Origin of the sequence: Nocardia sp. NPDC058114 (genome assembly GCF_042884695.1) — a bacterium.
Lineage (GTDB): Bacteria > Actinomycetota > Actinomycetes > Mycobacteriales > Mycobacteriaceae > Nocardia.
The window spans coordinates 1-26531 of the sequence record NZ_JBHVTK010000017.1; the positions used below are offsets into that span (position 1 = coordinate 1).

29 protein-coding genes and 1 tRNA gene are annotated in these 26531 nt (G+C 68.0%); 14 read left to right on the plus strand and 16 right to left on the minus strand.

Going from position 1 to position 26531, the window contains the following annotated elements; genetic code table 11:
* Window positions 1-175 precede the first annotated feature (175 nt).
* The 3 genes from ACFVVI_RS33815 to ACFVVI_RS33825 form a co-directional block, all read right to left on the minus strand.
* The gene (locus tag ACFVVI_RS33815; RefSeq protein ID WP_378995653.1) at window positions 176-1333 is read right to left on the minus strand and encodes a branched-chain amino acid ABC transporter substrate-binding protein; all 1158 of its coding nucleotides are present in this window, start codon (window positions 1331-1333) and stop codon (window positions 176-178) included.
* 272 nt (window positions 1334-1605) lie between these two features.
* On the minus strand, window positions 1606-2217 hold the full coding sequence (locus ACFVVI_RS33820) for an ANTAR domain-containing response regulator (RefSeq protein ID WP_056824610.1): 612 nt from the start codon (window positions 2215-2217) through the stop codon (window positions 1606-1608).
* A gap of 165 nt (window positions 2218-2382) precedes the next feature.
* Window positions 2383-2469: transfer RNA gene (locus tag ACFVVI_RS33825), tRNA-Leu, on the minus strand.
* Between the two features lie 112 nt (window positions 2470-2581).
* On the opposite strand from ACFVVI_RS33825, the gene ACFVVI_RS33830 reads away from it, so the two are divergent.
* The 3 genes from ACFVVI_RS33830 (at window position 2582) to ACFVVI_RS33840 (ending at window position 4418) form a co-directional block, all read left to right on the plus strand.
* The gene (locus ACFVVI_RS33830) at window positions 2582-3091 is read left to right on the plus strand and encodes a monooxygenase family protein (RefSeq protein WP_378995656.1); all 510 of its coding nucleotides are present in this window, start codon (window positions 2582-2584) and stop codon (window positions 3089-3091) included.
* A 185-nt stretch (window positions 3092-3276) separates the two neighbouring features.
* The gene (locus tag ACFVVI_RS33835; RefSeq protein ID WP_378995659.1) at window positions 3277-3900 is read left to right on the plus strand and encodes a low molecular weight phosphatase family protein; all 624 of its coding nucleotides are present in this window, start codon (window positions 3277-3279) and stop codon (window positions 3898-3900) included.
* A 134-nt stretch (window positions 3901-4034) separates the two neighbouring features.
* Window positions 4035-4418, plus strand: a complete 384-nt coding sequence (locus tag ACFVVI_RS33840) for a hypothetical protein (RefSeq protein ID WP_379316948.1) — start codon at window positions 4035-4037, stop codon at window positions 4416-4418.
* 42 nt (window positions 4419-4460) lie between these two features.
* Here ACFVVI_RS33840 and ACFVVI_RS33845 read toward each other — a convergent pair whose 3' ends face one another.
* The 11 genes from ACFVVI_RS33845 to ACFVVI_RS33895 form a co-directional block, all read right to left on the minus strand.
* Entirely contained in the window at window positions 4461-5357 is an 897-nt protein-coding gene (locus ACFVVI_RS33845; protein WP_378995663.1) for an acyl-CoA thioesterase, read from the minus strand.
* Between the two features lie 2 nt (window positions 5358-5359).
* On the minus strand, window positions 5360-6778 hold the full coding sequence (gene pyk / locus ACFVVI_RS33850; protein WP_387448966.1) for a pyruvate kinase: 1419 nt from the start codon (window positions 6776-6778) through the stop codon (window positions 5360-5362).
* 145 nt (window positions 6779-6923) lie between these two features.
* The gene (locus tag ACFVVI_RS33855) at window positions 6924-7595 is read right to left on the minus strand and encodes an amino acid ABC transporter permease (protein WP_387448853.1); all 672 of its coding nucleotides are present in this window, start codon (window positions 7593-7595) and stop codon (window positions 6924-6926) included.
* A 3-nt stretch (window positions 7596-7598) separates the two neighbouring features.
* Window positions 7599-8351, minus strand: a complete 753-nt coding sequence (locus ACFVVI_RS33860; RefSeq protein ID WP_387448968.1) for an amino acid ABC transporter substrate-binding protein — start codon at window positions 8349-8351, stop codon at window positions 7599-7601.
* 172 nt (window positions 8352-8523) lie between these two features.
* A complete protein-coding gene (locus tag ACFVVI_RS33865; RefSeq protein ID WP_378995669.1) occupies window positions 8524-9054 on the minus strand; it encodes an NINE protein in 531 nt (176 codons plus the stop codon).
* Window positions 9055-9278: 224 nt separating this feature from the next.
* Complete coding sequence (gene lgt, locus ACFVVI_RS33870; RefSeq protein WP_387448856.1) at window positions 9279-10361, minus strand: prolipoprotein diacylglyceryl transferase; 1083 nt, start codon at window positions 10359-10361, stop codon at window positions 9279-9281.
* Between the two features lie 112 nt (window positions 10362-10473).
* Window positions 10474-11274 carry a tryptophan synthase subunit alpha gene (trpA, locus tag ACFVVI_RS33875; RefSeq protein ID WP_378637179.1) on the minus strand — a complete coding sequence of 267 codons (801 nt, stop codon included), beginning with the start codon at window positions 11272-11274 and terminating at the stop codon, window positions 10474-10476.
* Window positions 11271-12536 (minus strand): tryptophan synthase subunit beta, encoded by a 1266-nt coding sequence (gene trpB, locus ACFVVI_RS33880; RefSeq protein WP_378637181.1) that lies wholly within the window; start codon window positions 12534-12536, stop codon window positions 11271-11273. Before trpB ends, trpA begins: the two co-directional genes overlap by 4 nt.
* Window positions 12533-13354, minus strand: coding sequence for an indole-3-glycerol phosphate synthase TrpC (gene trpC, locus ACFVVI_RS33885; RefSeq protein ID WP_056824640.1), 822 nt, complete (start codon window positions 13352-13354; stop codon window positions 12533-12535). The genes trpB and trpC overlap by 4 nt, the downstream gene beginning before the upstream one ends.
* 124 nt (window positions 13355-13478) lie before the next feature.
* Window positions 13479-14276, minus strand: a complete 798-nt coding sequence (locus ACFVVI_RS33890; RefSeq protein ID WP_378995673.1) for a TIGR02234 family membrane protein — start codon at window positions 14274-14276, stop codon at window positions 13479-13481.
* Window positions 14273-15811 carry an anthranilate synthase component I gene (locus ACFVVI_RS33895; RefSeq protein ID WP_387448862.1) on the minus strand — a complete coding sequence of 513 codons (1539 nt, stop codon included), beginning with the start codon at window positions 15809-15811 and terminating at the stop codon, window positions 14273-14275. The genes ACFVVI_RS33890 and ACFVVI_RS33895 overlap by 4 nt, the downstream gene beginning before the upstream one ends.
* 133 nt (window positions 15812-15944) lie before the next feature.
* Here ACFVVI_RS33895 and ACFVVI_RS33900 point away from each other — a divergent pair, with 133 nt between their 5' ends.
* The 4 genes from ACFVVI_RS33900 (at window position 15945) to ACFVVI_RS33915 (ending at window position 18018) form a co-directional block, all read left to right on the plus strand.
* Complete coding sequence (locus ACFVVI_RS33900; protein WP_378995677.1) at window positions 15945-16223, plus strand: hypothetical protein; 279 nt, start codon at window positions 15945-15947, stop codon at window positions 16221-16223.
* A 72-nt stretch (window positions 16224-16295) separates the two neighbouring features.
* Window positions 16296-16766, plus strand: coding sequence for a peroxiredoxin (locus ACFVVI_RS33905; RefSeq protein ID WP_387448865.1), 471 nt, complete (start codon window positions 16296-16298; stop codon window positions 16764-16766).
* Between the two features lie 67 nt (window positions 16767-16833).
* Window positions 16834-17406: a permease gene (locus ACFVVI_RS33910; RefSeq protein WP_379311896.1), complete on the plus strand. Its 573-nt coding sequence runs from the start codon at window positions 16834-16836 to the stop codon at window positions 17404-17406.
* Window positions 17407-17550: 144 nt separating this feature from the next.
* Window positions 17551-18018, plus strand: coding sequence for a MarR family winged helix-turn-helix transcriptional regulator (locus ACFVVI_RS33915; protein WP_378995683.1), 468 nt, complete (start codon window positions 17551-17553; stop codon window positions 18016-18018).
* Here the strand turns inward: ACFVVI_RS33915 and hisI are convergent.
* Both hisI and ACFVVI_RS33925 read right to left on the minus strand, forming a co-directional pair.
* A complete protein-coding gene (gene hisI / locus ACFVVI_RS33920; protein ID WP_378995685.1) occupies window positions 18015-18359 on the minus strand; it encodes a phosphoribosyl-AMP cyclohydrolase in 345 nt (114 codons plus the stop codon). The genes ACFVVI_RS33915 and hisI overlap by 4 nt on opposite strands.
* Window positions 18356-19609, minus strand: a complete 1254-nt coding sequence (locus tag ACFVVI_RS33925) for a PucR family transcriptional regulator (RefSeq protein WP_387448870.1) — start codon at window positions 19607-19609, stop codon at window positions 18356-18358. Before ACFVVI_RS33925 ends, hisI begins: the two co-directional genes overlap by 4 nt.
* A gap of 177 nt (window positions 19610-19786) precedes the next feature.
* Here ACFVVI_RS33925 and ACFVVI_RS33930 point away from each other — a divergent pair, with 177 nt between their 5' ends.
* The 7 genes from ACFVVI_RS33930 to ACFVVI_RS33960 all read left to right on the plus strand — a co-directional run bounded on the left by ACFVVI_RS33930 (window position 19787) and on the right by ACFVVI_RS33960 (window position 26527).
* Window positions 19787-20545 (plus strand): ABC transporter ATP-binding protein, encoded by a 759-nt coding sequence (locus tag ACFVVI_RS33930; protein WP_379311898.1) that lies wholly within the window; start codon window positions 19787-19789, stop codon window positions 20543-20545.
* Window positions 20542-21291, plus strand: coding sequence for an ABC transporter ATP-binding protein (locus ACFVVI_RS33935; RefSeq protein ID WP_379311899.1), 750 nt, complete (start codon window positions 20542-20544; stop codon window positions 21289-21291). The genes ACFVVI_RS33930 and ACFVVI_RS33935 overlap by 4 nt, the downstream gene beginning before the upstream one ends.
* Window positions 21288-22166 carry a branched-chain amino acid ABC transporter permease gene (locus ACFVVI_RS33940; RefSeq protein ID WP_378995695.1) on the plus strand — a complete coding sequence of 293 codons (879 nt, stop codon included), beginning with the start codon at window positions 21288-21290 and terminating at the stop codon, window positions 22164-22166. Before ACFVVI_RS33935 ends, ACFVVI_RS33940 begins: the two co-directional genes overlap by 4 nt.
* Window positions 22163-23215, plus strand: a complete 1053-nt coding sequence (locus ACFVVI_RS33945; protein ID WP_387448874.1) for a branched-chain amino acid ABC transporter permease — start codon at window positions 22163-22165, stop codon at window positions 23213-23215. Before ACFVVI_RS33940 ends, ACFVVI_RS33945 begins: the two co-directional genes overlap by 4 nt.
* On the plus strand, window positions 23205-24461 hold the full coding sequence (locus ACFVVI_RS33950; RefSeq protein WP_378995700.1) for an ABC transporter substrate-binding protein: 1257 nt from the start codon (window positions 23205-23207) through the stop codon (window positions 24459-24461). The genes ACFVVI_RS33945 and ACFVVI_RS33950 overlap by 11 nt, the downstream gene beginning before the upstream one ends.
* A 77-nt stretch (window positions 24462-24538) precedes the next feature.
* Complete coding sequence (locus ACFVVI_RS33955; protein ID WP_378995702.1) at window positions 24539-25285, plus strand: hypothetical protein; 747 nt, start codon at window positions 24539-24541, stop codon at window positions 25283-25285.
* A gap of 84 nt (window positions 25286-25369) precedes the next feature.
* Complete coding sequence (locus ACFVVI_RS33960; RefSeq protein WP_387448878.1) at window positions 25370-26527, plus strand: acyl-CoA dehydrogenase family protein; 1158 nt, start codon at window positions 25370-25372, stop codon at window positions 26525-26527.
* Window positions 26528-26531 lie beyond the last annotated feature (4 nt).

Sequence of the window (26531 nt, forward strand, 5' to 3'; positions counted from 1 at the left end):
GGCGAAACTGCTGAACGTGCGTCAGGACGCCGCGCTGCTGCTGCACGATCAGCCTCGCAGCGAGGTCGAGGTGGCGCGGTTCGGGCAGCGGTGGAGGCGGGCGACGCCGGAGCGGGGGCGGGGGGGGGGGGGGTTCCCAACCCCCCCCCGCCCACCGCTGCACACATCATCTGAACTACTTGACCTGGTACATCCAGATCTGGATGTTGGCCAGCTCGCCGGTCTCGCCCCACTTGTACTGGCGGGCGACGCCGGTGCCGTTGTAGTTACGGACGTAGTCGACCAGCTCGGCGCGGGTGACCTTGCCGGCATCGATTCCCTTGAGCAGGATCGTGGTCAGGTCGTAGCCCTCGACGGAGTAGACGCCGGGCGCCTGGCCGTTGAGCGCCTTGTAATCGGCGGAGAACTTCTCCGGCGCGGGGCTGCACGGGCACGACAGCAGCGCGTCCTTGGACGAGGAACCGGCCTGCCGGACGAACTCGGGATCGTTGGTGCCGTCGGCGGAAACGAAGGCCGCGGTCACGCCACCGGAACGCAGCTGCTGCACGAACGGTGCCGCCTCGGCGTAGTAACCGGCGTAGAAGATGGCGTCGGGCTTGGCCGCGGACAGCTTCGAGACCGCTGCCGAGAAGTCCTTGTCACCTTCCTTGACGCTCGTGGCGCAGGAGGCGTCGGCCGCGGGACCCGCGGCGGTGATGAAGGCCTTCGCCAGGCCGGCACCGTAGTCGGTGTTGTCCTGCACGACGCAGATCTTCTTGAAGCCCTTCTCACCGGTCAGGTAGTTGGCCACGGCCGGACCCTGCGAGTCGTCGTTGCCGAGGCCGCGGAAGAAGGTCTTCCAGCCGTTCTGGGTGAGCGTGGGGTTGGTGGCCGACGCCGTCAGCGTGGGCATGCCCGCCTCGCTGAGGATCTGGCCGGTCGCCTTGGTCTCACCCGAGAAGGTCGGGCCGACCAGGGCCACGATGTTCGGATCGGCGACGATCGTCGGAACCACCTGGCTGGCGATCTGCGGCTTGCCCTCGGTGTCGAACTGCTTCACCGAGACCTGACAGTCCGGATTGGCCTTGTTGTGCTGGTCGAGCGCCAGCTTCACGCCCATGATGATGTTGATGCCGAGGGCGGCATTGCCGCCGGTCAGCGGGCCCGCCATGCCGAGGGTCAGGGGCGCGCACTTGGCCTTGCCGTCGCCTGCGGGGTCCGCGGCCGCACCGGCGTCGGTCGTCGCGACGGCCTTACCCTGGGTATCGAGCTGAACAACCGACTGGATGGAGAGATCGGTGTTGCCGCCACCGCCGCCATCCGACGACTTGTCACTGCATCCGGACAACACCAACGACGCGGCAGCTCCGATTACCAGAACTCCCCGCGTCGACCGACTGCGCCATGTCGAACTGAGCACGTCTCACCTCTATGTCCTGTGCTCCCCGGGTTCACCGAGGGGGCCGACCACGTTCAGCCCGCAGAGAACATATCGCCGCTTTGTTAGATCCGCATCACATTCGCATCATGTCGGAGGTCGGTTGTCCAGCAATAGTTCACATTATTGTTTCGCTTACGTAAACATTTTCTGCTTTCGGCCCACGCGGCGGTAAGAGCCGAACCGCGTCACTGCGGGGTGAGGTTCTCCAGCACGACTTCGGCGACCGCCTTCATCGTCGTGCGGCGATCCATCGCCGTGCGCTGAATCCATTTGAACGCCTGCGGCTCCGAGAGCCCCTGGGTCTGCATGAGCACACCCTTGGCCCGCTCGACCAGTTTGCGCGTCTCCAAACGGTCCGAGAGATTCGCGACTTCGGTTTCCAGCGCCGTGATTTCGTGAAAACGACTGGCCGCCAGTTCGATCGCGGGGACCAGGTCGGATTTGGTGAACGGCTTCACGAGATAGGCCATCGCACCCGCGTCACGCGCGCGCTCCACCAGATCGCGCTGACTGAACGCGGTCAGGATCACCACGGGCGCAACACGTTTCGACGCGATCTCGGCGGCCGCGTCGATACCGTCACGGCGCGGCATCTTCACGTCCATGATGACCAGATCGGGGCGCAGTTCCTCGGCGAGCTCCACAGCCTGCTGTCCGTCGCCCGCTTCGCCGACGACGTCGTAGCCCTCTTCCTTGAGCATCTCGACGAGATCCATCCGGATCAAGGCCTCATCCTCGGCGACGACGACCCGCTTGGCCGCGGCCTCACGCGTGGCGCCGGCTGCATTCGTGCTCATAGGTTCGACCCCTCTGGATTCCGATGCCTGTCGATCACACCACGACTGGCGATGTAAAGAGTACCTTTTGCTTCCGCGCAGAGAATGCGCCTGCGATGAGATCGCGCACACCCTGCGCCGGATACTCCCCCGCGGAGCGCGGCTACGTACGCCGCGCTTCCGCCGTGGTGCCGAGTGTGGGACTCGAACCCACACGTCCTTCCGGACAACGGTTTTTGAGACCGTCGCGTCTGCCAGTTCCGCCAACCCGGCGCACCGCGGTCACTATAGCGTCTCGGCGCGCCGGGAAGCGAACCGCCGGTCGAACCGGACGTCCACCTGCCCCGTAGTACCTCGAAAGAGCACCTTGGAAGGGGCTGCGATCATGCGCGTGCACAGAACTACGGTCGACCTGAATGCCTACCCCGACCTGGTGATGATCCTGCTCGGCATGCGTGTCCGCACCCCGCGCGGGATGCTGCGGCTGCTCGGCGTCGGCCCGAAGTTGTATCGCTCACATGCCGACCGGCCCGACGGTTTGCTGCTGCACGAGGACATCGTGTGGTCGATGTTTCCACCGCATTGGGGCGCCCGGCAGTACTGGCGCGATCTGGATTCGCTCGAGCGCTGGACGCGATCGGAACCGCACCGGCAGTGGTGGGGCGAATTCCTGCGCGATTCCGGCGGCACCGGCTTCTGGCACGAGGCCTACTTCCGCCGTGGCGGCATCGACGCGGTCTACGACGACATGTCGACATCGACGGGGCTGGCGGCGTTCGCACCGGTCGTCCCCGCGCGTGGGCCGATGTTCTCCACCAGGGGCCGCGTGCACGGCACTCCACCGGCCGTGCCGCCGGTCATTTCCGAATCGAATTATTATGACCGAAAAGAGTGACAACCGACACATATCACCGCGAGGTTTCTTCCCCCTATCTCGCGGGTATCACGGTCACACACAACAGATTTGCGCATCGTGAATGATGTACGGCGTTCAACCGAAAGGTGAATAAGTAGTACCGCGCTTGTGATGGTTACAATTCCGGCCTACTCCGTGACAATCGACCCGATTACGGTGTCGGTATGCACGTGCTCTTCGTCTGCAACTCCAATGTCTGCCGGTCGGTGATCGCCGAACGGCTCACCCGGGCGTTCGCGACGGAGCACGCTCTACCCGGCCTCACCGCGGAGAGCGCGGGCACCAGGGCCCTGGTCGGCTTTCCGCCCGATCCGATGGCCGCCGAGACCATCCAGGGCCTCGGCGGGGACACCGCCGGCTTCAAGGCCCGAAAGCTCAAGCCCGAGATGGTCGATCGCGCCGATCTGGTGCTGACGATGACCGATTCCTTACGCGACCAGGTCGGCGAACTGGCCTTCGGCACCGCCCCGCGCACCTTCACCCTCGCCGAGGCCCATCGCATCGCCAAGGTCACCGGTGCGAAATCCATTGCCGCACTGCACCACGCGCGCAACAACCTGGCCTATGTGGGCCGCGAGAACATCGCCGACCCGATCGGCCTCTCGCCCGCGGCGTTCCTCGAGGTCGGCGATCGAATCGCCGAATTGCTGTTTCCCGTGCTGGGCGCGCTCGCCCCCCACGAGCAGACGAAACGGGCCGGCGACACCGATCGGCCCGGCCTGGTGATAGCTCCCAGTGGACCCGGCGCCCCACTGTCGGCCTTTCTCGCCGCGCAACGCAGACGCTGAGCTAGGGCTGTTCGCCACGGCGCGCAGGGATTAGACTTCGGCGCGGACGTGGGTGGTTACCCCTTGCAGGTTCGACACACGACGGGACTACAGACTTGCCGAAACGCATTTCGGATGTTTCGCTCCATGTGTATGTGACGCCGGAGATCCTCGACCGCATCGTCGCCAGTGTCCGGACGGTTCTCGACGACCACGTGCACGAGCGTGACGTCTACGCATGGCGGTTCACCATGCCCGTCGACGCGAGCGATCCGGTGCATCACGAACTCGAATCACAGTGGCGCGGTAGCTATCCCGGCCTCGAGCCGAGCACGGAGAGCACCTACGAGATCGCGCTGAGCCTGGTCGGCGATCAGGCCGATCTCACCGACGCCGACATCGCCGACCTCGAGCGTGGGCTGGCGCTGGCCGTGTACGGAGCGGCCCCACCGCATCACGCGCACGGTGTGCCCTTCACCTTGCGCGCCCATCAGCGCACCGACGTCGTCGCACCCGAACTCGACCACGAACTGCGTTGAGCTCTCCGGCCGGATGACCTCAGCGGGGCCACACCGCGGCGCTCAGCGGGCCGGGAAGTGCCGGATGACGCCTTCCTGCACGGTCGTGGCGATCAACTCGCCTGTGCGCGAATAGAACCGGCCCGTCGCCAAACCACGCGAACCGGCCGCGACCGGCGACTCCGTGGCGTAGAGCACCCAGTCGTCGAACCGGAACGGGCGATGGAACCACATCGAGTGGTTCACCGTCGCCGCGAGAATCCGGTCCAGCCCCCACGACAAACCGTGCGTGGTGATGATCGAATCGAGCACGGTGGTGTCGGAGGAGTAGCCCAGCGCGGCCACGTGCAGCAGTTGATCGTCCGGCAACGCCCCGTCGGTGCGCATCCAGACCCGGTTGTGATTGAGCTTCTCGCCGGTGCCCTTGAGGATCCACGACGGATCGTTGGTGTAGCGCATGTCGATCGGATGCGGCGCCTTGATGAACATCTCCAGCTTGTCCTCGAAGCCGACGAAGCTCTCCTCCACCCGGGGCAGGGTTTCGGGATCCGGCACATCCGGGCCCTCGTGCGCGTGCTCCAGGCCCTTGCCCCAGTCCTGGAACGCGGCCAGCATGACGAACAGCTCCTGGCCGTCCTGGCTGGCGGTCACCGTCCGGTTGGCGAGCGCGCGGCCGTCGCGGTGGCGCTGCACGTGGTATTCGATCGGCTTCTTCACATCGCCGCCGCGCACGAAATGCGCGTTGATCGCGTGCAGCGGCCGATCCCCCGCCGTGCGTCCGGCGGCGATGATCGCCTGCGACACCAGCTGCCCGCCGAAGGTGCGGCTCCACACCTTCTCGGGGTGGTTGCCCAAGAAGGTGTCCTCGCCGATCGACTCGAGGTCGAGCAGGTCGAGCAACACCCGCAGATCGGGTGTCGGCTCGCCCTGTGTGGTCTCGATGCCGATCGAAATGCTCACTACTAGTGGTCCTCTTCGCCGATGCGGTGCACGTGGATCAGGTTGGTGGAACCGACGGTACCCGGAGGGGAACCGGCAACGATGACCACCAGGTCACCCTTGCGATAACGCTCCAGCGACAATAGCGCCTGATCCACCTGGTGGATCATCGCGTCGGTGGTGTCCACCATGGGCACGATGAACGTTTCGGTGCCCCAGGTCAGCGTGAGCTGACTGCGGACCTCCGGCATCGGGGTGAACGCCAGCAGCGGCAGCGGGGTGTGCAGGCGGGCCAGCCGACGCACGGTGTCACCGGACTGGGTGAACGCCACGAGCGCCTTGGCGTTGAGCCGCTCGCCGATGTCACGGGCGGCGTAGGAGATCACGCCGCGCTTGGTGCGCGGCACGTGGGTCAGGGGTGGCACCCGCGACGTCTCGGACTCGACCGCGGTCACGATGCGGGCCATGGTACGCACCGCGTCGATCGGCCACGCCCCGACCGAGGTCTCCCCCGACAGCATCACCGCGTCGGCGCCGTCGAGCACCGCGTTGGCGACGTCGGAGGCTTCCGCGCGGGTGGGCCGGGAGTTCTCGATCATCGATTCGAGCATCTGGGTGGCGACGATGACCGGCTTGGCGTTCTCCCGCGCCATCTGGATCGCGCGCTTCTGCACCAGCGGCACCTGCTCCAGGGGCAGCTCGACGCCGAGGTCGCCACGGGCGACCATCACCGCGTCGAAGGCCAGCACGATCGCCTCGAGGTTGTCGATCGCCTCGGGCTTCTCCAGCTTGGCGATCACCGGCACCCGGCGGCCGACGCGGTCCATGATGTCGTGCACGAGTTCGATGTCGGACGGCGACCGCACGAACGACAGCGCGATGAAGTCGACGCCCAGCTCCAGGGCGAATTCGAGGTCGGCGACGTCCTTCTCGGACAGGGCGGGCACCGACACGTTCATGCCGGGCAGCGACAGGCCCTTGTTGTTGCTCACCGGGCCGCCCTCGGTGACCCGGCAGACGACGTCGTTGCCCTCGACCGATTCCACCGTGAGGCCGACCTTGCCGTCGTCGACCAGCAGCCGGTCACCGGCCTTGGCGTCCTGCGCGAGCTCCTTGTAGGTGGTCGAGACGCGGTCGTGGGTACCGTCGACGTCGTCGACGGTGATCCGCACCTGCTCGCCGTTGGCCCACACGGTCTTGCCGTCGGCGAACCGGCCGAGGCGAATCTTGGGGCCCTGGAGGTCGGCGAGGATGCCGACCGCGCGGCCGGTCTCGTCCGAGGCCGCGCGGACCATCTTGTAGTTGTCGGCATGGTCGGCGTGGTCGCCGTGGCTGAAGTTCAGCCGGGCCACATCCATGCCGCTTTCGACGAGCTCACGAATACGATCCTGGGTAGCAGTGGCCGGGCCCAGGGTGCACACAATCTTCGTCCGTCGCATCACGGCCCCCAGCCTAATGCTCATCCGCCTCTCCGTGAATTTGGCCGGTCGGAGGGTCGTGGTCACCCAGCGACCGGACCGGCGGTTTCGGCGGGAACGGGGGCCGAGCGTTCCCGATGAGTTACCCATGTGTTCACGAAATCAGTGGTCACCGAACGGCGACGTGTCTGGAAAGTCTTGTTTCCAAACGACTCTGGCCGAAGCCGAGGATCAGGCAGATCACCCAGTAGTAGAGCGCCGCGACGCCGTAGAGGGCGAAGAAGTCGAAGGTGGGCGCGGCGGCCAGCTGGGCGGTGCGCAGCAATTCGGTGACCAGGATGGTCGAGGCCAGGGAGGTGTCCTTGACCAGCGAGATCAGCGTGTTCGACAGTGGGGGCACCGCGATCCGCGCGGCCTGCGGGAACACGACGTACCAGAGCGTCTGGACATAGGTCATGCCCAGCGATTCCGCCGCCTCCCACTGCCCGTGCGCCACGCTCATGATCGACGAGCGCACCACCTCCGCGGCGTACCCGCCGACGTTGAGGCTGAACGCGATCACCGCCGCCGGGAACGGATCGATGACGACCCCGAATTGCGGCAGCGCGTAGAACACGATGAACAGCTGGACCAGCAGCGGGGTGCCGCGAATGATCGAGATGTAGAAGCGGGCGGGCACCGAGAGCACCCGCCGCGTCGACATCCTCGCCAGCGCGACACCGACCGCGATGGCCAGGCCGATGACGAAGCTGACGGCCGTGAGCGGCAACGTCACCGTCACCGCGGCCTTCAGCATCGGTACCAGGTTGTGCCGGATCAGCTCCCAGGTAGCCGGATCCATCCGCTATTTGCTGACGTCGGTGCCGAAGTACTTCTCCGACAGACGAGCCAGGGTGCCGTCGGCGCGCAACTGCTCCAGCGCCTTGTCGACGTCGGCGATGAGCGCGGTGTCGCCCTTGCGGGCGGCGAAGGCCTGCTTGCTGGTCTCGCCGGTCTGCGCGGCGATCTTGATGCCGGTGTCACCGGTCTTCTTGGTGTACTCACCGACCGCGAGGGTGTCGTTGACGGTGGCGTCGACCCGACCGGCCTTCAGCAGCTGCACCGCCTGCACGAATCCTTCCACCGCTTCGACTTTCGCACCCGCGCCCGACGCGACCTTGCTCCAGTTGCTGGTGGCCGACTGCGCGGTGGTCTTGCCCGCCAGACTCGCCAGCGACGTGATGGAGGTGTTGTCGGACTTGGTGACGATCACGCCCTCGGAGGTCGTGTACGGCTGCGACAGCGCGTACTTGGCCGTGCGCTCGGGGTTCACGGTGACCTGGTTGGCGACCAGATCGAAGCGCTTGGACTCGAGGCCGGCGAAGATCGAGTCCCAGGGAGTCTGCACGAATTCCACCTGCTTGCCGAGCTTCTCGCCGACCGCGCGCGCGACCTCGACGTCGTAGCCGGTGAGCGTGCCGCCCTCCTGGTAGCTGAACGGCGCGTAGGTGCCCTCGGTACCGATCTTCAGCACGTTCGGGTCGGACGCGGACGAGCAGGCCGACAGGCCCGTCGCGGCGACCACAGCGAGTACGGCGGCGGCAATGAATTTGCGCACGGACATCCCTTTCTCCGCTGCGCGTAGGGGGCACGCGCAGGCCAAGCGACGCTACGGCGCCGCCACAGACCGACACAGAGTATCGCTCACCGTGATCGGAATACCGGCGGGGAAACACGAAACGGGTGCCCCGCCGTAGCAGAACACCCGTTCATCCCCGTGCGGGCAGGAATCAGTCGCGCAGCGGGCGACCCTGCGCGTCGGGCACCTTGCCGGTGAGCATCATGATGCCGTCGATCAGCGGCCAGATGGCGCCGAGACCACAGGTCAGCCAGGTCACCGCGATCTGGGCGATGCCGAGACCGGTGTAACCGAGGTAGAAGCGACCGACGCCGAAGCTGCCGAGGAAGATCTGCAGCAGACCGGCCATCAGCTTCTGCTTGTCCGAGAACGGCACGCCGTACATGTCCCGGCCGTAGGGGGCTTCCGGGTCGTTCGGGTTGTAGCCCTGCGGCATGGCCCCGTACGGCGCTGCGCCGTACCCCGGCTGCGGCTGCTGAGCGTACGGGTCGGCAGGCTGACCGTACTGCGGCTGCGGCGCACCGTACTGCGGCTGACCGTAGCCGGGCTGCTGCGGCTGCTGGGCATACGGATCAGAGGGCTGACCGTAGGCAGGCTGGCCGTACTGCGGCTGCGAACCCGAGTCGGGCTGCTTGCTCAGGTCAGGGCCGTACTGTGGATTGGGGTTGTAGGGGTCGGTCACTCATGTCCTCCATCATTCGTGCGGGTACCCGTCGTGGCCCCCGGCCAGTGGCGATCGGCCGAACGGCGGTGCGCCCGCGACGATCACGGGTCATTGTTGCCGGTCCTGCCCACCGTTGTCTTGTCGGGTGCTTCCCCGAGCTGCCCTCGCCATACCGTGGAATATCGCGGCGGGCGTCCGCAATGTTGCCGGACGCCCGCCGATTCCACGAAAACTGTCGTGGATCAGGATTTCTTCGCGTCGGTGACATCCTTCGCGTCGGCGGCGCCGACAGATTCGGACACGACATCCGCTTCTGCCGAATCCTTTTCCACCCCAGCGGAATCCGCCTTCTTCGTGACGTCGACGGCCGCGGTCTCGGAGTCCGTCGCCGCCGCGTTGTCGGCCGCACCGGCGGCGCGCAGCGCGGAGAACTGCCACGGCCAGGGGCGCGGCTCACCGTCGGGCTGCAACTGGGCCGGGGTTTCGCGGCCCTTGGTCGCCAAGGCGAAGTAGGCCATGGCGCCGAGGAAGACAAGTGCGGAGGTGAACGAGTTGATCCTGATGCCGAGAATATGGGTGGCCTCGTCGCTGCGCAGCAGCTCGACGAAGAACCGGCCGAAGCTGTAGCCCGCGACATAGAGCGCGAACAGTCGTCCGTGGCCGATCTTGTAGCGCTTGTCGAGCAACACCAAACCGATGACGACCAGCACGTTCCAGACGAGCTCGTACAGGAAGGTCGGCTGCACGACTTCGAGCACCCGCCCGGTCGACACCCCGTTCATCATGTCCCGCGCGCCGGTCTCCGGGTCGAACCGTTCATAGATCTCCAGGCCCCACGGGAGCTCGGTGGCGCGCCCGTACAGCTCCTGGTTGAAGTAGTTGCCGAGCCGGCCGATGGCCTGGGCGAGCAGCACAGCGGGCGCGACGGCGTCGCCGAGCGCGGGCAGCGGGATCTTGTACATCCGGCAGCCGATCCAGGCACCGATGGCGCCGAAGAACACCGCGCCCCAGATGCCGAGGCCACCCTGCCAGATGTAGAGCGCCTCGACGGGATGCTTGCCCTCGCCGAAGTACTTCTGCCAGTCGGTGGCCACGTGATAGATCCGGCCGCCGACCAGGCCGAACGGCACCGCGAACATCGCGACATCGAGCACGGCGCCCGGCTGACCACCGCGCTCGCGCCACCGGCGTTCACCCCACCAGATGGCGACGACGATGCCGAGAATGATGAACAGTGCGTATGCCCGCAGCGGGAAGGGTCCGAGTTGCCAGACCCCCTGGGGCGGACTCGGAATATAGGCCAGGACTGAGTTCACCCGGCCCACGTTAGTGGAGAGCCCTACGGGCGTGTTGCCGCGACCCGGACGGTGGACGACGGGCCGGTGACGAGCGATGGGCCCGGCCGCGGATCAGCGGCCGGGCCCATCGTGCGAACTGCTAGGAGCGAACGGTCGCCGATCGCACGCCCTCGGCCAGTTCGGCGGTCAGTGCGCGCACCGCGTCGAGACCCTCCGGCACGGCCGAGACCAGCGCCGAGCCGACGATCACGCCGTCGGCGTACGCGGCGATCTCGGCGGCCTGCGCCCCCGAGCGCACGCCGAGGCCGACGCCGATCGGGATGTCGGAGTGCGCGCGGATGCGCGAGCACAGCGCGGGCGCGGCCGAGGAGACCGCGTCGCGGGCACCGGTCACACCCATGGTCGAGGCCGCGTAGATGAAGCCGCGGGAGGCCTCGAGGGTCTTGACCAGACGCTCTTCGGTCGACGACGGCGCGACCAGGAAGATGCGATCCAGATTGTGCGTGGCCGAGGCGACGAACCAGTCGTCGGCCTCGTCGGGGATCAGGTTCGGCGTGATGATGCCGGCGCCACCGGCCGCGGCGAGATCGCGGGCGAAGGTGTCGACGCCGTATTTGAGCACCGGGTTCCAGTAGCTCATCACCACGGCCTGACCACCGGCATCGGCGATCGCCTCGACGACGGAGAACACATCGCGGACCCGCACCCCGCTGCGCAGCGCCTGCTCGGCGGCGGCCTGGATGACCGGGCCGTCCATCACGGGATCGGAGTAGGCGACGCCGACTTCGACGATGTCACAGCCGGATTCGACGAGTGCACGGCACGCGGCGATGGAGCCGGCGAGATCGGGATAACCGGCGGGCAGATAGCCGATCAGGGCGGCCCGGCCCTCGCTGCGGGCCGCGGCGAAGGTGTTCGCAAGACGCGACTGCTGACTCACTGTTGGTGCTCCTCGGCATCGTCGTCGAACAGACCGAACCAGCGCCCCGCCGTGTCCATGTCCTTGTCACCACGACCGGACAGGTTGACCAGGATGACCGCGCCCTCGCCGAGCTCCACGCCCAGCTTCAGCGCGCCCGCCACCGCGTGCGCGGACTCGATCGCCGGGATGATGCCCTCGGTGCGCGAGAGCAGCAGCAGCGCGTCCATCGCCTCGGTGTCGGTGATCGGCCGGTATTCGGCGCGGCCGATGTCCTTGAGGTGGGCGTGCTCGGGGCCGACGCCCGGGTAGTCGAGTCCGGCCGAGATCGAATGCGATTCGATGGTCTGGCCGTCTTCGTCCTGCAACAGGTACGAGTAGGCGCCCTGGAACGCACCGGGCGTGCCACCGGTGAAGGTGGCGGCGTGGCGCCCGGTTTCGACGCCGTCACCGGCCGCCTCGAAACCGACGAGGCGCACGCCCGCATCGGGGATGAAGGCATGGAAGATGCCGATGGCGTTGGAACCGCCGCCCACGCAGGCCACGACGGCGTCGGGCAGCCTGCCCGCTTGCGCCGGAAGCTGGATCTGCTCGCGCGCCTCCAAGCCGATCACGCGCTGGAAATCACGGACCAGCAGCGGGAACGGGTGCGGACCGGCGGCGGTGCCGAAGCAGTAGAACGTGTCGTCGGCGTGGGTCACCCAGTCGCGCAACGCCTCGTTGATCGCGTCCTTGAGCGTCTGCGAACCCGAGGTCACCGGGATCACCTCGGCGCCGAGCAGCCGCATGCGGGCCACGTTGAGCGCCTGGCGGGCGGTGTCGACCGCACCCATGTAGACCACGCAGTCGAGGCCGAGCAGCGCGCACGCGGTAGCCGTCGCGACGCCGTGCTGGCCCGCTCCGGTCTCGGCGATGACGCGCGTCTTGCCCATCCGCTTGGCGAGCAACGCCTGACCGAGCACATTGTTGATCTTGTGCGAGCCGGTGTGGTTGAGGTCCTCACGCTTGAGGAAGATCCGCGCGCCACCCGCGTGCGCGGCCAACCGGGTGCATTCGAACACCGGCGACGGACGGCCGGTGTAGTCGCGCTGCAGCCGGTCGAGCTCGTCGAGGAAGCCGCGATCGGTGCGGATCTTGTCGTACTCGGCGGTGACCTCTTCGATCACGGCCATCAGCGCCTCGGGGACGTGCCGTCCGCCGTAGACGCCGAAGTGGCCGCCCGCGTCGGGTTCGTACTCGGAGTGCTGGGCGACACCGGCGCTCGCCGGGGGAAGCACCGTCACCGGATGCTCCGTCGGGCCGGCTTCGGGCAGGACGGGTGCGTGCCGGCGGTCACCAGTTCGGACACGGCCGAACGCGGGTTACCGCTGGTCACCAGGCCTTCGCCGACGAGCACGGCATCGGCGCCCGCACCGGCGTAGGCCAGCAGGTCGGCGGTGCCGCGGATACCGGACTCGGCCACCCGGATGACCTCCGAGGGCAGGCCGGGCGCGATCCGCGCGAACACATCGCGGTCGACCTCGAGGGTCTTGAGGTTGCGCGCGTTGATGCCGATCACCGTCGCACCGGCTTCGAGGGCGCGATCGGCCTCTTCCTCGGTGTGCACCTCCACCAGGGCGGTCATGCCGAGGGATTCGGTGCGGTCGATCAGCGAGGCGAGCACGTCCTGTTCGAGCGCGGCCACGATCAGCAGGATCACATCGGCGCCGTGGGCACGGGCCTCGTGGATCTGGTACGGGCCGACGACGAAGTCCTTGCGCAGCACCGGGATGTTCACGGCGGCGCGCACGGCGTCGAGATCGTCGAGCGATCCACCGAAGCGGCGGCCCTCGGTGAGCACGCTGATGATGCGCGCGCCCCCGTCTTCGTAGGCCTTGGCCAGCACGGCGGGATCGGGAATGTCGGCGAGCGCGCCCTTGGAGGGGCTGGCTCGCTTCACTTCCGCGATGACACCGATTCCGTCCTCGTGCAGCGCGGCGTGTGCGTCCAGCGGTCCCTTGACCGCGGCGGCAGCAGCTTTGATCGCTTGAAAATCGAGGAGGGCTTCGCGAGCGGCAACATCCGCTCGGACCCCGTCGAGAATCGAGTCGAGTACCGTCATCTGGCTCGAATCCTTTCTGGGGAGACGCACTTCTCGCCCGAGAGTCCCCTCGGGCGCTGTCTCACCGATGCTGGTAAAGAATAAATGCCCGCCGCGCGTGTCACTGCGGCGGGGGTGCTGCCGGTCACTTGTTCTCCCCGGCCGGACCGCGGTCGGCGCCGGGAGTGTCCGGGGTATCGGTCGGGTCGGTGCCCGCGTCGAGCGCGTCCCACAGCACCCGGTCCGACAGCGGCGCCGCGGATCCGGTCTCCGCGTTCTGCTTGCTCACCGCGGCGCTGGCGTCGGCCTTGCGGAACACCGGGTTGTCGTATCGGTCGGAGACCTCCTCGGTGCGTTCGCCGGTGCGCCGGGTGAGCAGGATGCCCGCGGCCAGTGCCAGGCTCGCCGCGACGATCGACAGGATCGCGGGACCCAGGTGCGTGTCGGCGGAGCTGACCACCGCGCGCACCGGCAGCTCGGCCAGCGTGCCCGCCCGGTCGGCGGTCCTGCCCGCGCCGACGGCCAGCGCGAACCCCGGCACCGCGGCGGCCGCGGCCACGACCGAGATCACTACCCCGAGCAACTGCCGCAGCACACCCTTGACCGCGAACACCGCCGCGATCGAGGCGACCAGCACCAGCGCGAGCGGGGTGAGCGCGCCGAACCACACACCACCGTTGAGGTCGTCGGTGCGCGGTTCGGTGAGGCCGTCGGCCGAGTACACCGTCACCCACGTCATCCGCGAAGACGCCCACAGCCCCGCTGCCGCCAGCGCGAGCAACACAACCGGCACGATCGGCTTCGCCGCCGTGGCTCTGGCGGAATGGTCGGCCTGCACGCTCGCCGCGTCGGCGGGACGTGCGGCGGACGAGTTCGGGCCGTCGTTCGAGGAGTCCGCCGGGTCGACGGAATCGGTGTGGTCTGCTCCGGGCGTGGCCGTCACAGGTCCCCGCCTTCGTAGGTGCGCAGGGTCTGCGCCGCCGCGATCGCCTTGAGCACCGCCATGGCCTTGTTGCGGGCCTCGGTGTCCTCGTAGACCGGATCGGAGTCGGCGACCACGCCCGCGCCCGCCTGGACGTAGGCGGTGCCGTCCTTGAGCAGGGCGGTGCGGATGGCGATGGCGGTGTCGGCGTCGCCGGCGAAGTCGAGGTAGCCGACCACGCCGCCGTAGACGCCGCGCCGGGTCGGTTCCAGCTCCTCGATCAATTCCATCGCCCGCACCTTCGGCGCACCCGACAACGTGCCGGCGGGGAAGCAGGCACGCACCGCGTCGAGTGCGATCTTGCCCTCGGCGAGCTGCCCGGACACCGTCGAGACCAGGTGCATCACGTGGCTGTACCGCTCGACGTGGCGGTACTGGGTCACCTTCACCGTGCCGGGACGGCAGACCCGGCCCAGATCGTTGCGACCGAGGTCGACGAGCATCAGGTGCTCGGCGTTCTCCTTCTCGTCGGCCAGCAGGTCCTTCTCGAGCAGGATGTCGTCCTCGGCGCTCTCGCCACGCCAGCGGGTGCCCGCGATCGGGTGTGTCGTGGCTACCCCGTCTTTCACGGTGACCAGCGATTCGGGACTGGAGCCGACGATCGAGAACGCGGTGCCGCCCTCGCCGTCGGGGATGTGCATCAGATACATGTACGGACTCGGGTTCGAGGCCCGCAGCATGCGGTAGACCGCCAGCGGGGAGCCGGTGTAGTCCATTTCGAAGCGCTGCGAGAGCACCACCTGGAACGCCTCACCCGCCTCGATCTCCTTGATCAGGCGGCGCACGCCGGTACCGAATTCCTCAGTGGTGCGCCTGCGCAGGAACTGCGGTTCGGGCTGGTCGAAGATCGATACCGTGGAGGACGCGGGGGTCGCCAGCGCGGCGGTCATCCGGTCGAGCCGGGCGAGCGCGTCGTCGTAGGCCTCGTCGACCCGGGAGTCGGTGCCGTCCCAGTTCACCGCGTTGGCGATGAGGGTGATCGCGCCTTCGTGGTGGTCGAACGCGGCCAGATCGGTGGCCAGCATGAGGACCAGTTCGGGCAGCCGCAGATCGTCGGTGGCGAGCTCGGGCAGACGTTCGATCCGGCGCACCGCGTCGTAGCCGAGGAAGCCGACCATGCCGCCGGTGAGCGGCGGCAGCCCGGGCAGCCGTTCGGTGCGCAGCAGTTCGAGGGTGTCGTGCAGCACGCGCAGCGGGTCACCGCCGGTGGGTGCGTCGACGGGCACCGTGCCGAGCCAGGCGGCTTCGCCGTCGACCACGGTCAGTGCCGACGGGCTGCCCGCGCCGATGAACGACCAGCGCGACCACGAGCGCCCGTTCTCCGCGGATTCGAACAGGAAGGTGCCCGGCCGGTCGCCGGCCAGTTTGGAGTAGGCCGAGAGCGGAGTTTCGGAGTCCGCCAGCACCTTTCGGGTCACCGGGACGACCCGGTGCTCGGCGGCGAGCAGCCGGAACTGTTCGCGGGTCGTGGTGGTTGGTATCGACGCGCCCTGCATGGGCCCATCATCCCAGGCGTGCCGTCGCCGACGCGCGCGGACCCGACCCCGCGCCGAATCGGGCGGTGACCGGCATCACTACACTCGCGCGCGTTCCATGTCGCATGCGGTAATCCCCTTTCCGAGAGGAGCAATGGTGTACCCCTCGCAGCAGGGCGCACAGGACGGCCGGCTGGCCGTCCCGTCGCAGCAGCACTTCGGTCCCGGCCAGCAGGCGGTGGCGACGAGCGCGATCAATTCGTTCGTCACCTACGCCAAGGCCATCCAGGACCTCGACAAGAAGAATTTCCCCGACGAGTACGCCGGGCACAGCGATCGCATCCGCGAGCTGGAACCACTCTTGCGCGCGCACGGCATCCTCGACGTGATGCAGATCCGCAATCCCGACATCGCGGCACTGCTCGGGCAATAGGACCCCAGATCCCCGTTCGTGGACGCGAACGGGGATCTTCCTTACTCGGCCGCCGGTCGTTACTGTCTGGGCATGCAGCCAGGCCAGCGCGCTCCGCAATTCGAGCTCCCCGATCAGTCCGCCCAGCTCCGCTCGCTCGACGGCTTGCTCGCCGACGGCCCGGTGGTGCTCTTCTTCTACCCCGCCGCCAACACTCCGGTGTGCACCGCCGAGGCCTGCCACTTCCGTGATCTGAGCGGCGAGTTCGCCGCGCTGGGCGCCTCGTGTGTCGGTATCAGCACCGACAGCACCGAGGTGCAGGCCGGTTTCGCCACCAAGCAGCGCCTCGACTACCCGGTGCTGTCCGACAGCGACGGCGCGGTCGCCGCCGCGTTCGGCGTGAAGCGTGGACTGCTGGGCAAACTCGCCCCGGTCAAGCGACACACCTTCGTCATCGACACCGACCGCACGATTCTCGAGATCGTCACCGGTGAGCTGCGGGCGGCCGTGCATGCCGACGAAGCGCTGGCCTTCCTGCGCAAGCGCAGCATCACTCCCGAGTAGTACCGGTCGGCGAATCGCCGGGCGGCGGATCGGCGCCCGGCGACCTCGACGCACTTACGCTGGGCAGATGACAACCGGCGAGGTGCAGTCGAGCGGTCAGAAGCCCACGGCCGTCGTATGGCGTAACCGGGCGATCATGACCCTCGCCACGGTGGTGGTGCTGGTGGCCGCCTACTTCATCCTGTCCTCGTTCATCCCCCGGTGGTGGGCACAGCGGCTGGCCAGCACCGTGCACGGCAGTTTCAGCTCGGGCATCTGGTGGGGGCTGGTGTACGGCTTCGTGTTCACCTTGCTGCCGCTGTTGCTGCTGATATTCGCGGTGCGGGTGTGGAAGCGCAAGGGCGGCAAGTTCATGGCGGGCGCGGCGGTGATCGTCGCGCTGGCCTGCTCGCTGCCGAATCTGATGACGTTGACGATCGTGCTCGGCGGCAACAATGCCGCACACGCGGGTCAGCGAATTCTGGACGTCGACGCGCCGGCGTTCCGCGGCGCCTGCCTGGTCGGCGCCATCATCGCGGCGGTGGTGTTCGCGCTGGTGATCGCACTGATGGGCAAGCGCGGATTCAGCCGTCACAAGGCCGCCAAGGCCGCGGCGCAGGAACCGGCGCCCGCTACGCCGCCGATGACCGGCGATCGGTAGCCCTCGCCCACACCCCCGCGGTGATGTGAGTGACCTCACGACCACCGCCAACTCCCGGACGCCACAGCGACGTCGTGGCAAACTCTTTCGTGTGCGCGCCTCACTCCACCATGTCCGCCGTCCGGCCGCGAGGCAGTACCGGCGATGACTCAGTGGCTCGACCCCGTCGAACAACGCGCATGGCAGGCGATCGTCGCGCTCATGACCCGGATTCCCGGCGCACTGGACACCCGGTTGCAGCGCGAGTCCGGCCTCACCCATTTCGAGTTCCGGGTACTCAGCCTGCTCTCCGAGGAGGCGGGACACCGGCTGCAACTGAGTGATCTCGCCCACAAGGCAAATGCGTCGCTATCGCGACTCTCGCACGTGGTCTCGAAGCTGGAACGCATCGGCTGGGTGCGCCGCGACACCACCGCGGGCCGACGCGGGGTGTACGCGGTTCTCACCGACGCCGGTTTCGAGAAGGTGATCGAGGCGGCCCCCGGCTACGTGGACGCCGTACGCAGGCTCGTTCTGGACGGTCTCACCGATCAGCAGACCGCGCAACTCGCGGTGCTCGGGGAATCCCTGTCCGATCGGCTGAACCGGATCCTCGTCGAAGACGGCGACTAGCCGATGGCGAGCAGTACGTCGGTGTCGAAGCAGGTGTGAGTGCCGGTGTGGCAGGCCGCGCCCTCCTGATCGACGATCAGCAGCAGCGTGTCGCCGTCGCAATCCAGGCGCACCTCGTGCACGTACTGGGTGTGCCCGGAGGTCTCGCCCTTGACCCAGTACTGCTGACGCGAACGCGAATAGTAGGTCGCCTTGCGGGTTTCCAGCGTGCGGGCCAGCGCCTCGTCGTCCATCCAGGCCATCATCAGCACGTCGCCGGTGGCCTTTTCCTGTGCGATCGCGGCGATCAGTCCGTCCTCGGTGCGCTTGAGGCGGGCGGCGATGGCGGGGTCGAGGCTCATGCCTCGTTTATAACAGCAGCCAGTTCGATGGCCACCAGCAGTTCCACCAGGTCGTTCACGCTGCGCACATTGCGACCGGTGAGTTCCTGGATCCGGCCGAGCCGGTACTTGGCCGTATTGAGGTGGATGTGGAGGGTGTCGGCGGCTTCGCGCAGATTCATGTCGGCGGCGGCGAACGCGCGGATCGTCTCGGCCAATGTCCCGCCACGAACGCGGTCCTCGGCCAGTGCGCTCCCGATGCGGGGGTCCACCAGCTGACGGGTGGTGTCATCGGCGCGCAGGAGCAGATATTTGAACGGCGTGAGCTGCGGTAACGCGAGTACCCCGCCGCCTTCGGGCAGGAGCTCGAGCGCGGCCTGCGCCTGCCGGTAGGCACGTGGAATCTGGGCGACCTCGGTGACCGCGGTGCTCACCCCGACGGCCAACGTGAGGCCCTCGGCGCCCAGCTCGTCGCGCATCACGCGCAGCCGCTCGCACAATCCGTCGGCGGCGTCGCCCGCACCGAGCGCGGGCACGGCGACGATCTCGGATCCGCGGACCACCGACAGCGTCCGCAATCCGTTGACCGTGCACCGAGCCATCGCCGCGGACACCAATTGCCTTGCCTGACCGAGTCTTTCGGACGAATCCTCGTTGCGTTCCGCCCGATCGAGCACGACCGCGGTGATCACCACCACCGGCGCGATACGTTCGGCCCCGATTCCGTGCGCGGTGGCCACCGACAGATGCGGACCGCTCGCCGGCAGCGCGCCGTCGAGCAGCGCGTCCATCAGCGCCTGCGAGTCGCGCCCGGATTCGGCGGCCACGTACTGCTGGAACTCCAGATACGCGTCGGTGGCCTGGGTGCTGATCAGATCGGTGTAGCGGGCCAGCGGCCCCGCCAGTGACAGCACGGCCGCCTGACCTGCCTCGGAATCGCCCGCGTGCGCGAGCAGCGTTTTCCAGATGGCACGCTGGCCGAGGCGAAACGCCGCGATGTAGTCGACCAGCGGCAGCCCGGTGCGGGCCCGTCGCGCCGCCGCCTGCCGCGCGTAGGCGACGTCGGACGGGCAGACGCGTCGGTGCTCGAGCAAGGCGCCGAGCCCGGTGCGGCTCAGCCGGGCGAGCTGATCGTGCACATCGTCGAGCAGACCGGGGCCCGCGGTGGCGTAGCCGGGCAGCTCGGCGCGGATCTTGGCCATCACGTCGTCGGCGATCTCATCGGCGTGGTCGTACGCCGCACCCGCTATCCGGTGACGCTCGGCCCGCACCTGATCAGACTCGGTCGAAACGGATAAACGTGATCCAGCTGACATGTTCCGGGAGTGTGCATGCGCGCGCTCACAGTGTCAACCACGTCACACTGTCCGCAGCGGACGAGCACCGGTCGAGTTCTTGGTCCACATCGTCCGATGTGGGCTCCGACCTGCGGTCTTAGTGTTCGTCGCATGCTCGAGATAACCAACCTGACGGTGCGCTTCGGCGGTATCACCGCTTTACAGGACGTCGGGTTCACGGTCGCTTCCGGCGAGATGGTCGGCCTGATCGGACCCAACGGCGCAGGCAAGACCACCCTGTTCAACTGCATGACCCGGCGCAACCGGCTGACGTCGGGCACCATGCGTTACCTCGACACCGATCTGTCCACGGTGCGGCCCGACGCGCTGGCCGCGCTCGGCATCGCCCGCACTTTCCAGAACCTGGGCTTGTTCCCCCGTCTCTCGGTGCGCGAGAACGTCCTCGTGGGTGCGCACCACCGAGCCTGCGCGGGCTTCGTGTCAGCCGGACTGCGGTTGCCGAAGATCCGCAGGGAGGAAAAGCTGCTGCGCGCCGAAGCCGATGAACTGCTCGAGCGCCTCGACCTGACCGCGGTCGCCGACCACCCGGCTTCCGGTCTGCCTTTCGGCACCCTCAAACGCATCGAACTCGCCAGAGCGCTGGCGGTGCGGCCACAACTGCTGCTGCTCGACGAACCCGTGAACGGCTTGAGCCACGGAGAAGTCGACGAATTCGCCCACCGCCTGCGCACCCTGCAAGCCGACCTCGCGCTGACCGTGATCGTCGTCGAACACCACATGGGTTTCGTGATGGGCACCTGCGATCGGGTGATCTGCCTCGAGTTCGGCCAGGTGATCGCCGAGGGCGAACCCGAAGCGGTACAGCAGGATCCGGCCGTCATTCGCGCCTATCTGGGGGCTTCGGCATGAGCGAGCACTGGCCGACGGCCGACGACGCGTTCTTGACAGTCACCGATCTGCATGCCGGTTACGGTGCGGCGAAAGTCCTGCACGGCGTCAGCTTCTCGGTCCAGCAGGGCACCGTGTGCGCGATCCTCGGCCCCAACGGCGCCGGCAAGACAACCCTGCTGCGCGCCCTGTGCGGGATGATCAAGGTTCGCGGCAGCCTGCTCCTCGACGGTGACGAAGTATCCGGTCGCGCACCGGAATCGATGGCGCGCCTCGGCGTGGCCCATGTTCCCGAGGGGCGCGGCACCTTCGCCCCGCTCACCGTCGAAGAGAACCTGCGCCTGGGCGCCTACCCCCGCCGTGACCGCGCCGCCGTCGAAACCGACCTGCGCCGCGTCTACGACTACTTCCCGATCCTGCGCGACAAACAACGCGACGCCGCGGGCGGCCTGTCCGGCGGCCAGCAGCAGATGCTCGCCATCGGCCGGGCGCTGATGCTGCGGCCACGCATGCTGCTGCTCGACGAACCCTCGCTCGGCCTCTCACCGCTGGTCACCCAGGAGTTGTTCGGGATCGTCGCCACCATCAACGAGGAGGAACGCACCACGGTGATCGTCGTCGAACAGAACGCCCACCTGGCGCTCGGTGTCGCCCAGCAGGCGCACGTCCTGGAAACCGGGCGCATCGTCTTGTCGGGCACCGCCGAGCAGATCAGGGCCGATGAGCAGGTCACCCGCTCCTACCTGGGAATCCAGGTGAAGCCGTGATCGAATTCCTGCAGCAACTCGTCGAGGGTCTGTCCGCGGGCGCGATCTACGCGGGTCTCGCGCTGGCACTGGTGCTCATCTACCGATTCACCGGGATCGTCAATTTCGCCCAGGGTGAGCTGGCCATGTTCTCGGCGTTCCTGGCCTGGCAGCTGAGCCAGATCATGCCGTTCTGGGCGGCGCTGATCCTCACTCTCGCCATTTCGTTCGCCGGCGGCATGCTGATCGAACGAGTGGTGATCCGGCCGGTCGAGGGCGCGCCCGAGATCACCCTGGTGATCGTCACCGTCGGACTGTTCTTCACCATCCACGCCACCGCGGGCTGGATCTGGTCGTATCAGACCAAATCGTTCCCGAATCCCTTCCCGGAGGGGGCTCTGCGTGGTGGCGGGCTGAGTGTGGGCTACGGCAGTCTCGGCGTCCTGCTCGTCGTCGGCGTGGTCATGGCACTGCTGTATCTGCTGTTCCGCTACACCAGGATCGGGCTCGCCATGCGTGCGGTGGCGTGTAACCCGCAGTCGGCCAAACTCGTCGGTATCCGGGTCGGCACCGTGCTCGCGCTCGGCTGGGGACTGGCCGCGCTGGTCGGGGCGGTGTCAGGCGTGCTGTCGGCGCCGCTGCTGTTCCTCGAACCCAACATGATGGGCGGAGTCCTCATCTACGCCTTCGCGGCGGCGACGCTGGGCGGGTTCGACTCCCCTGGCGGCGCGGTGGCGGGCGGTCTGATCGTCGGCGTCGCCGAAACCCTCACCGGCGCTTACGTCGACGCGATCGGCACCGAACTCAAGATCGGCGTGCCGCTGGTGATCATCCTGGGCGTGCTCTTGCTGCGCCCGCAAGGTCTGTTCGGACACGCGGCGGTGGAAAGAGTATGAGCGAAGTGAAACTCACCGAAAAGCCAGTGACCACGAAACTGGCTGTCCCACAGAATACTTCCGTCTCAGCTCGTATCAGTGCCATCCGGTGGCCACTGCTCGCGACGGCAGCGCTGCTGCTGCTCGCCTGCGCGGCCCCGTTCCAGCTGGTGCCGTTCCACACCTTCCAGCTGGCCATGGCGATGATCTACGCGGTCACCCTGCTCGGGCTGAACCTGCTGGTCGGTCACACCGGCCAGATCTCACTGGGCCACGGTGCGTTGTTCGCGGTCGGCGCCTACACCGCCGCGATCGCGATGCAGCGCTGGGACATACCGTATTTCGCGACCATCCCGATCGCCGCGGCCATCACCTTCGTCCTCGGTTTCGCCCTCGGCGTCCCGGCGCTGCGACTGCGCGGGCTGTACCTGGCGCTGGTCACCCTGGCCATCGCGATCTTCCTGGTCCCCCTGCTCAAGCGGTTCGACGACCTGACCGGCGGCTCGATGGGACTCGTTGTCGACAAGCCGGTGCCGCCCGCGTGGACCGGCCTCGCCGAGGACCAGTGGCTGTATTTCCTGGCCCTGGCCACCACCGTGATCGGCTTCGTGCTGGTCGCCGGAATGCTGCGCTCGCGAGTCGGGCGGGCCCTGCACGCGATGCGCGACAACGAGATCGCCGCCGAGGTGCTCGGGGTGAACCTGGCGCACTACAAGACGCTCGCCTTCGCCTGGAGCGCGCTGCTGGCCGGTGTGGCCGGCTGTGTCTACACCTGGGTGATCGCGTTCGTCTCGCCCGACTCCTTCGCGCTGACGCTGTCGATCACGCTGCTGGCCGGACTGGTCGTCGGCGGGCTCGGCACCACCTGGGGCCCGCTGCTGGGCGGACTGTTCGTGATGTTCGTGCCCAGTTTCGCCCAGGACGTCAACCAGGCCGCACCCGGCGTCATCTTCGGACTGCTGATCATCGCGGTCATGTACCTCGCGCCGAAGGGTTTGGCCGGCCTGGCCACCCAGTGGACGCAATGGCTCGGACATCGTGTCCGGAAAGGGAAAACTCATGCGCACTAGGGCAATCCGCTCCATCGGTGTGACGGCCGCGCTTCTCGCGACCCTCACCGCGTGTGGTGGTCGTGGCGAGGAGACCGGCTCCGTCGGTCAAGGCGACTGCCAGGGCCAACAGACCACCGGTATCACCGACAGCACCATCAAACTCGGCGGGGCGTACCCGCTGTCGGGTCCGGCCTCGGCCTACAGCGAGGTCCCCAAGGGCGCCAAGGCCTACTTCGACTACATCAACGCCGAGCAGGGCGGCATCGATGGACGCAAGGTCGAGTACATCGTCCGCGACGACGGCTACCAGCCGCCGAAGACGGTCGAAGAGACCCGTCGCCTGGTCGAACAGGACCAGGTGTTCGCGGTCTTCCAAACCCTCGGCACGGCAACCTCGTCGGCGGTAACCGACTACCTCAACCAGCGCAAGGTGCCCCAGGTCTTCGTCGCCACCGGGGCGAACAAATTCGGTGCCGGCACCGAGCACCCGTGGACCATCGGCTGGCAGCCCAGCTACCGCACCGAGGGGCTGGCCTACGCGCAGTACGTGAAAGCGCAGCGGCCCAACGCCACCGTGGCGGTGCTCTACCAGAACGACGACTTCGGCAAGGACCTCCTCGCGGCGTTCACCGAGGGCGTCGCGGGCAGCGGGGTGAAGGTGATCGCCGAACAGAGCTTCGAGGTCACCGACCCCACCGTCGATGCCCAGGTGCGCAACCTCGCCAACTCCAAAGCCGATGTGCTGCTGAACTTCTCGACCCCGAAGTTCGCCTCGCAGGCGCTGGCCGCCGACGTGCGCAACGCTGACTGGAATCCGTTGCACGTACTCGCCGTGGTCTCCAACACCATGGCCACCCTGCGCCCGGTGGGGCTGCCCAACGTCCAGGGCACGGTGACCGCGGCGTTCCTCAAGGACGCCGCCGATCCGCGCTGGGCCACGGACGCGGGCATGCAGACCTACCGGTCCAAGCTGACGCAGTACGCCCCCGGCGCCGATCCCGAGAACCAGCACGCGATGGCCGGCTGGACGATGGCCGAGAGCTTCCGCAAGACCATGGACGCGGCGAAGTGCCCGACCCGCGAGGGCCTGCGCGACGCGATGCGCTCGCTGGACAACGTCTCCGCCGACCTGATGCTGCCCGGCATCGCGATGAAAACCGGTGCGAACGACGGCTATCCGCTCGAAGCGGTCGGCATCCAGACCTTCGTCGGCGAGCACTGGTCGCTCACCGACGGCGGTCTGATCGACACCGCGGGCAAGTAGTCACCCCCTCCCTCGTTGCGCAGCGCGTCCCAGCGTGCGCGGCTCGTCCGAAGTACCCCGATCGATGAGGATCACAGATGAAGATGTCAACCACTCTGGCCACGGCGGCGATGACCGCATTGGCCCTGTGTGTCAGTACCGGGACCGGCAACGCCGATCCCGCACCACAGACCGAGGTGCGCTACGAGGTGAGCAGGCAGGGTGACTCCGCGGTGCTGTCCACCGACGGCAAACTGCAGGTCGTCGACGGCCAGCTGGTGCTCACCACCGCCGCCGACACCCCGGTCGCCGCCCTGCCGCTGACCTACCGCATGGACGACAAGGTGTTCCCGATCGCCGCCACCGTCGACGGCGGTACCGCGACCCTGACCCCGTCCAAGGAGGGCGGCACTCCGGTGGCCCCGGCGACGAACCTGATCACCCAGGACGTGGCCGCGCAGCAGATCGCCGAGTCCTTCACCCCGCGCGATCAGGCGGCGCTCGGGGTCCTCAGCCAGCGCCTCGGCGTCGGTGGCGCCGTGGCGGCCATCGTCGGCGCGGTGGTCGGCGGTGGCATCGGTTGCCTGGTCGGCGGTGCCGCGGGCGCCACCATCGCCAGCCCGGTGATCGTGCTGCTGGTGCCGTGGGTCGGCGCCACCGTGGCTGGTTGCGTGCTCGGCGCGGCCACGCTCGGTGCGGTCGGCACGATGATCGGTCTGGTCACCGTCGGCGGTCCGCTGGCGCTGTTCTCGGCCTACCAGTACTTCTCGACCATTCTCGCGCCGTGCCCGGCCGAACTCGGCGCCTACTGCAAGGACCCCGCGGTCCCCACACCGCCGAAGTAGTACGCACCGCCGTCTCGCCGGCCCACCCGATCACCGCGTCGGGCGGGCCGGCTCGTGGCCGTTTCCGGCCGGTAAGGATTCCCCATGCGCAGAACAGTTTTCGATGCCGAGCACCGCGCCTTCCGCGCGGCGATGCGCGCGTTCATCGATGCCGAGGTCGTGCCGAGTTTCGGCAAGTGGTACGACGACGGGCTGGTGCCGCGCGAATTCTATTACCGGCTGGGCGAACTCGGGATCCTCGGCATGGAGGTGCCCGTCGAACACGGCGGACGCGGCCTGGACTCGTTCCGGTACCGGGCGGTGCTCACCGAGGAGATCGCGCGCGCCGCGGTGTCTTTCGGCGGCTCCAGCGCCCATGTGTCCCGCTGTCTGCCCCTGATCAACGACCTGGCGACCGCCGAACAGCGGCAGCGCTGGTTGCCCGGATTCGTCACCGGCGAAACGATGTTCGCGCTCGCGGTCGCCGAACCGGGCACCGGCACGGAGCCGTCGGGCATGCGTACCACCGCGCCCCTGTCGCTGGACGGCAGCGAATACCTGCTCAACGGTTCGAAGACCTACGTCATCGGGGGCGTGCACGCCGACCGCGTCATCGTGTGCGCGCGTACCGCGCCCCCGAGCGCGGACGACCCCACCTACGGCCTGTCCCTGCTGGTCGTCGACAGCGCCGCCCCCGGCTACCGCGTCGGGCGCGCCCTCGACACTCTCGGCCGAAAGGTCTGCGACATAGTTCAACTCACCTTCACCGATGTGCGGGTGCCGGTGACCGATCGGCTCGGTGCCGCGCACCGTGGCGACGACCATCTCGCCGCACAGCTGCCACGCGAACGGCTCACCATCGCCGTCGGCGCCCACGCGCAGGCCAGGGCCGCGGTGCGTTTCGCGCGCCGCTTCACCGCCGAGCGCACCGCGTTCACCCACTCGGTGGCGAGCTTCCAGAACACCACGTTCGAGCTGGCCGCCTGCCGGGCCGAGGTCGACGCGATCGAGGCGGTGGTCGACCGCGCGCTCGCCGCCCACGACCGCGGCGACCTGACCCCCGCCGACGCGGCATCGGCGAAGCTGTTCTGCACCGAGTCGGCCGGGCGGGTGATCGACCGCTGCCTCCAATTGCACGGCGGGGTCGGCTATCTCGCGGACTCCCCCATCGCCCGCCTCTACGCCGACCACCGCATCGATCGGATCGTGGGTGGCACCAGCGAAGTGCTGCGCACGATCATCGCCGCCGAGATGGGGTTGTGACGCC

Coding starts and splice junctions, on each gene's coding strand:
- hisI (WP_378995685.1), bottom strand. CDS start 18,359: ATGAGCCTCGACCCCGCCATCGCCGCCCGCCTCAAGCGCACCGAGGAC.
- ACFVVI_RS33955 (WP_378995702.1), top strand. CDS start 24,539: ATGAAGATGTCAACCACTCTGGCCACGGCGGCGATGACCGCATTGGCC.
- ACFVVI_RS33950 (WP_378995700.1), top strand. CDS start 23,205: ATGCGCACTAGGGCAATCCGCTCCATCGGTGTGACGGCCGCGCTTCTC.
- ACFVVI_RS33945 (WP_387448874.1), top strand. CDS start 22,163: ATGAGCGAAGTGAAACTCACCGAAAAGCCAGTGACCACGAAACTGGCT.
- ACFVVI_RS33820 (WP_056824610.1), bottom strand. CDS start 2,217: ATGAGCACGAATGCAGCCGGCGCCACGCGTGAGGCCGCGGCCAAGCGG.
- ACFVVI_RS33895 (WP_387448862.1), bottom strand. CDS start 15,811: ATGCAGGGCGCGTCGATACCAACCACCACGACCCGCGAACAGTTCCGG.
- ACFVVI_RS33835 (WP_378995659.1), top strand. CDS start 3,277: ATGCACGTGCTCTTCGTCTGCAACTCCAATGTCTGCCGGTCGGTGATC.
- ACFVVI_RS33830 (WP_378995656.1), top strand. CDS start 2,582: ATGCGCGTGCACAGAACTACGGTCGACCTGAATGCCTACCCCGACCTG.
- ACFVVI_RS33910 (WP_379311896.1), top strand. CDS start 16,834: ATGACAACCGGCGAGGTGCAGTCGAGCGGTCAGAAGCCCACGGCCGTC.
- ACFVVI_RS33960 (WP_387448878.1), top strand. CDS start 25,370: ATGCGCAGAACAGTTTTCGATGCCGAGCACCGCGCCTTCCGCGCGGCG.
- ACFVVI_RS33900 (WP_378995677.1), top strand. CDS start 15,945: ATGGTGTACCCCTCGCAGCAGGGCGCACAGGACGGCCGGCTGGCCGTC.
- ACFVVI_RS33930 (WP_379311898.1), top strand. CDS start 19,787: ATGCTCGAGATAACCAACCTGACGGTGCGCTTCGGCGGTATCACCGCT.
- ACFVVI_RS33905 (WP_387448865.1), top strand. CDS start 16,296: ATGCAGCCAGGCCAGCGCGCTCCGCAATTCGAGCTCCCCGATCAGTCC.
- trpC (WP_056824640.1), bottom strand. CDS start 13,354: ATGACGGTACTCGACTCGATTCTCGACGGGGTCCGAGCGGATGTTGCC.
- ACFVVI_RS33915 (WP_378995683.1), top strand. CDS start 17,551: ATGACTCAGTGGCTCGACCCCGTCGAACAACGCGCATGGCAGGCGATC.
- ACFVVI_RS33935 (WP_379311899.1), top strand. CDS start 20,542: ATGAGCGAGCACTGGCCGACGGCCGACGACGCGTTCTTGACAGTCACC.
- ACFVVI_RS33855 (WP_387448853.1), bottom strand. CDS start 7,595: ATGGATCCGGCTACCTGGGAGCTGATCCGGCACAACCTGGTACCGATG.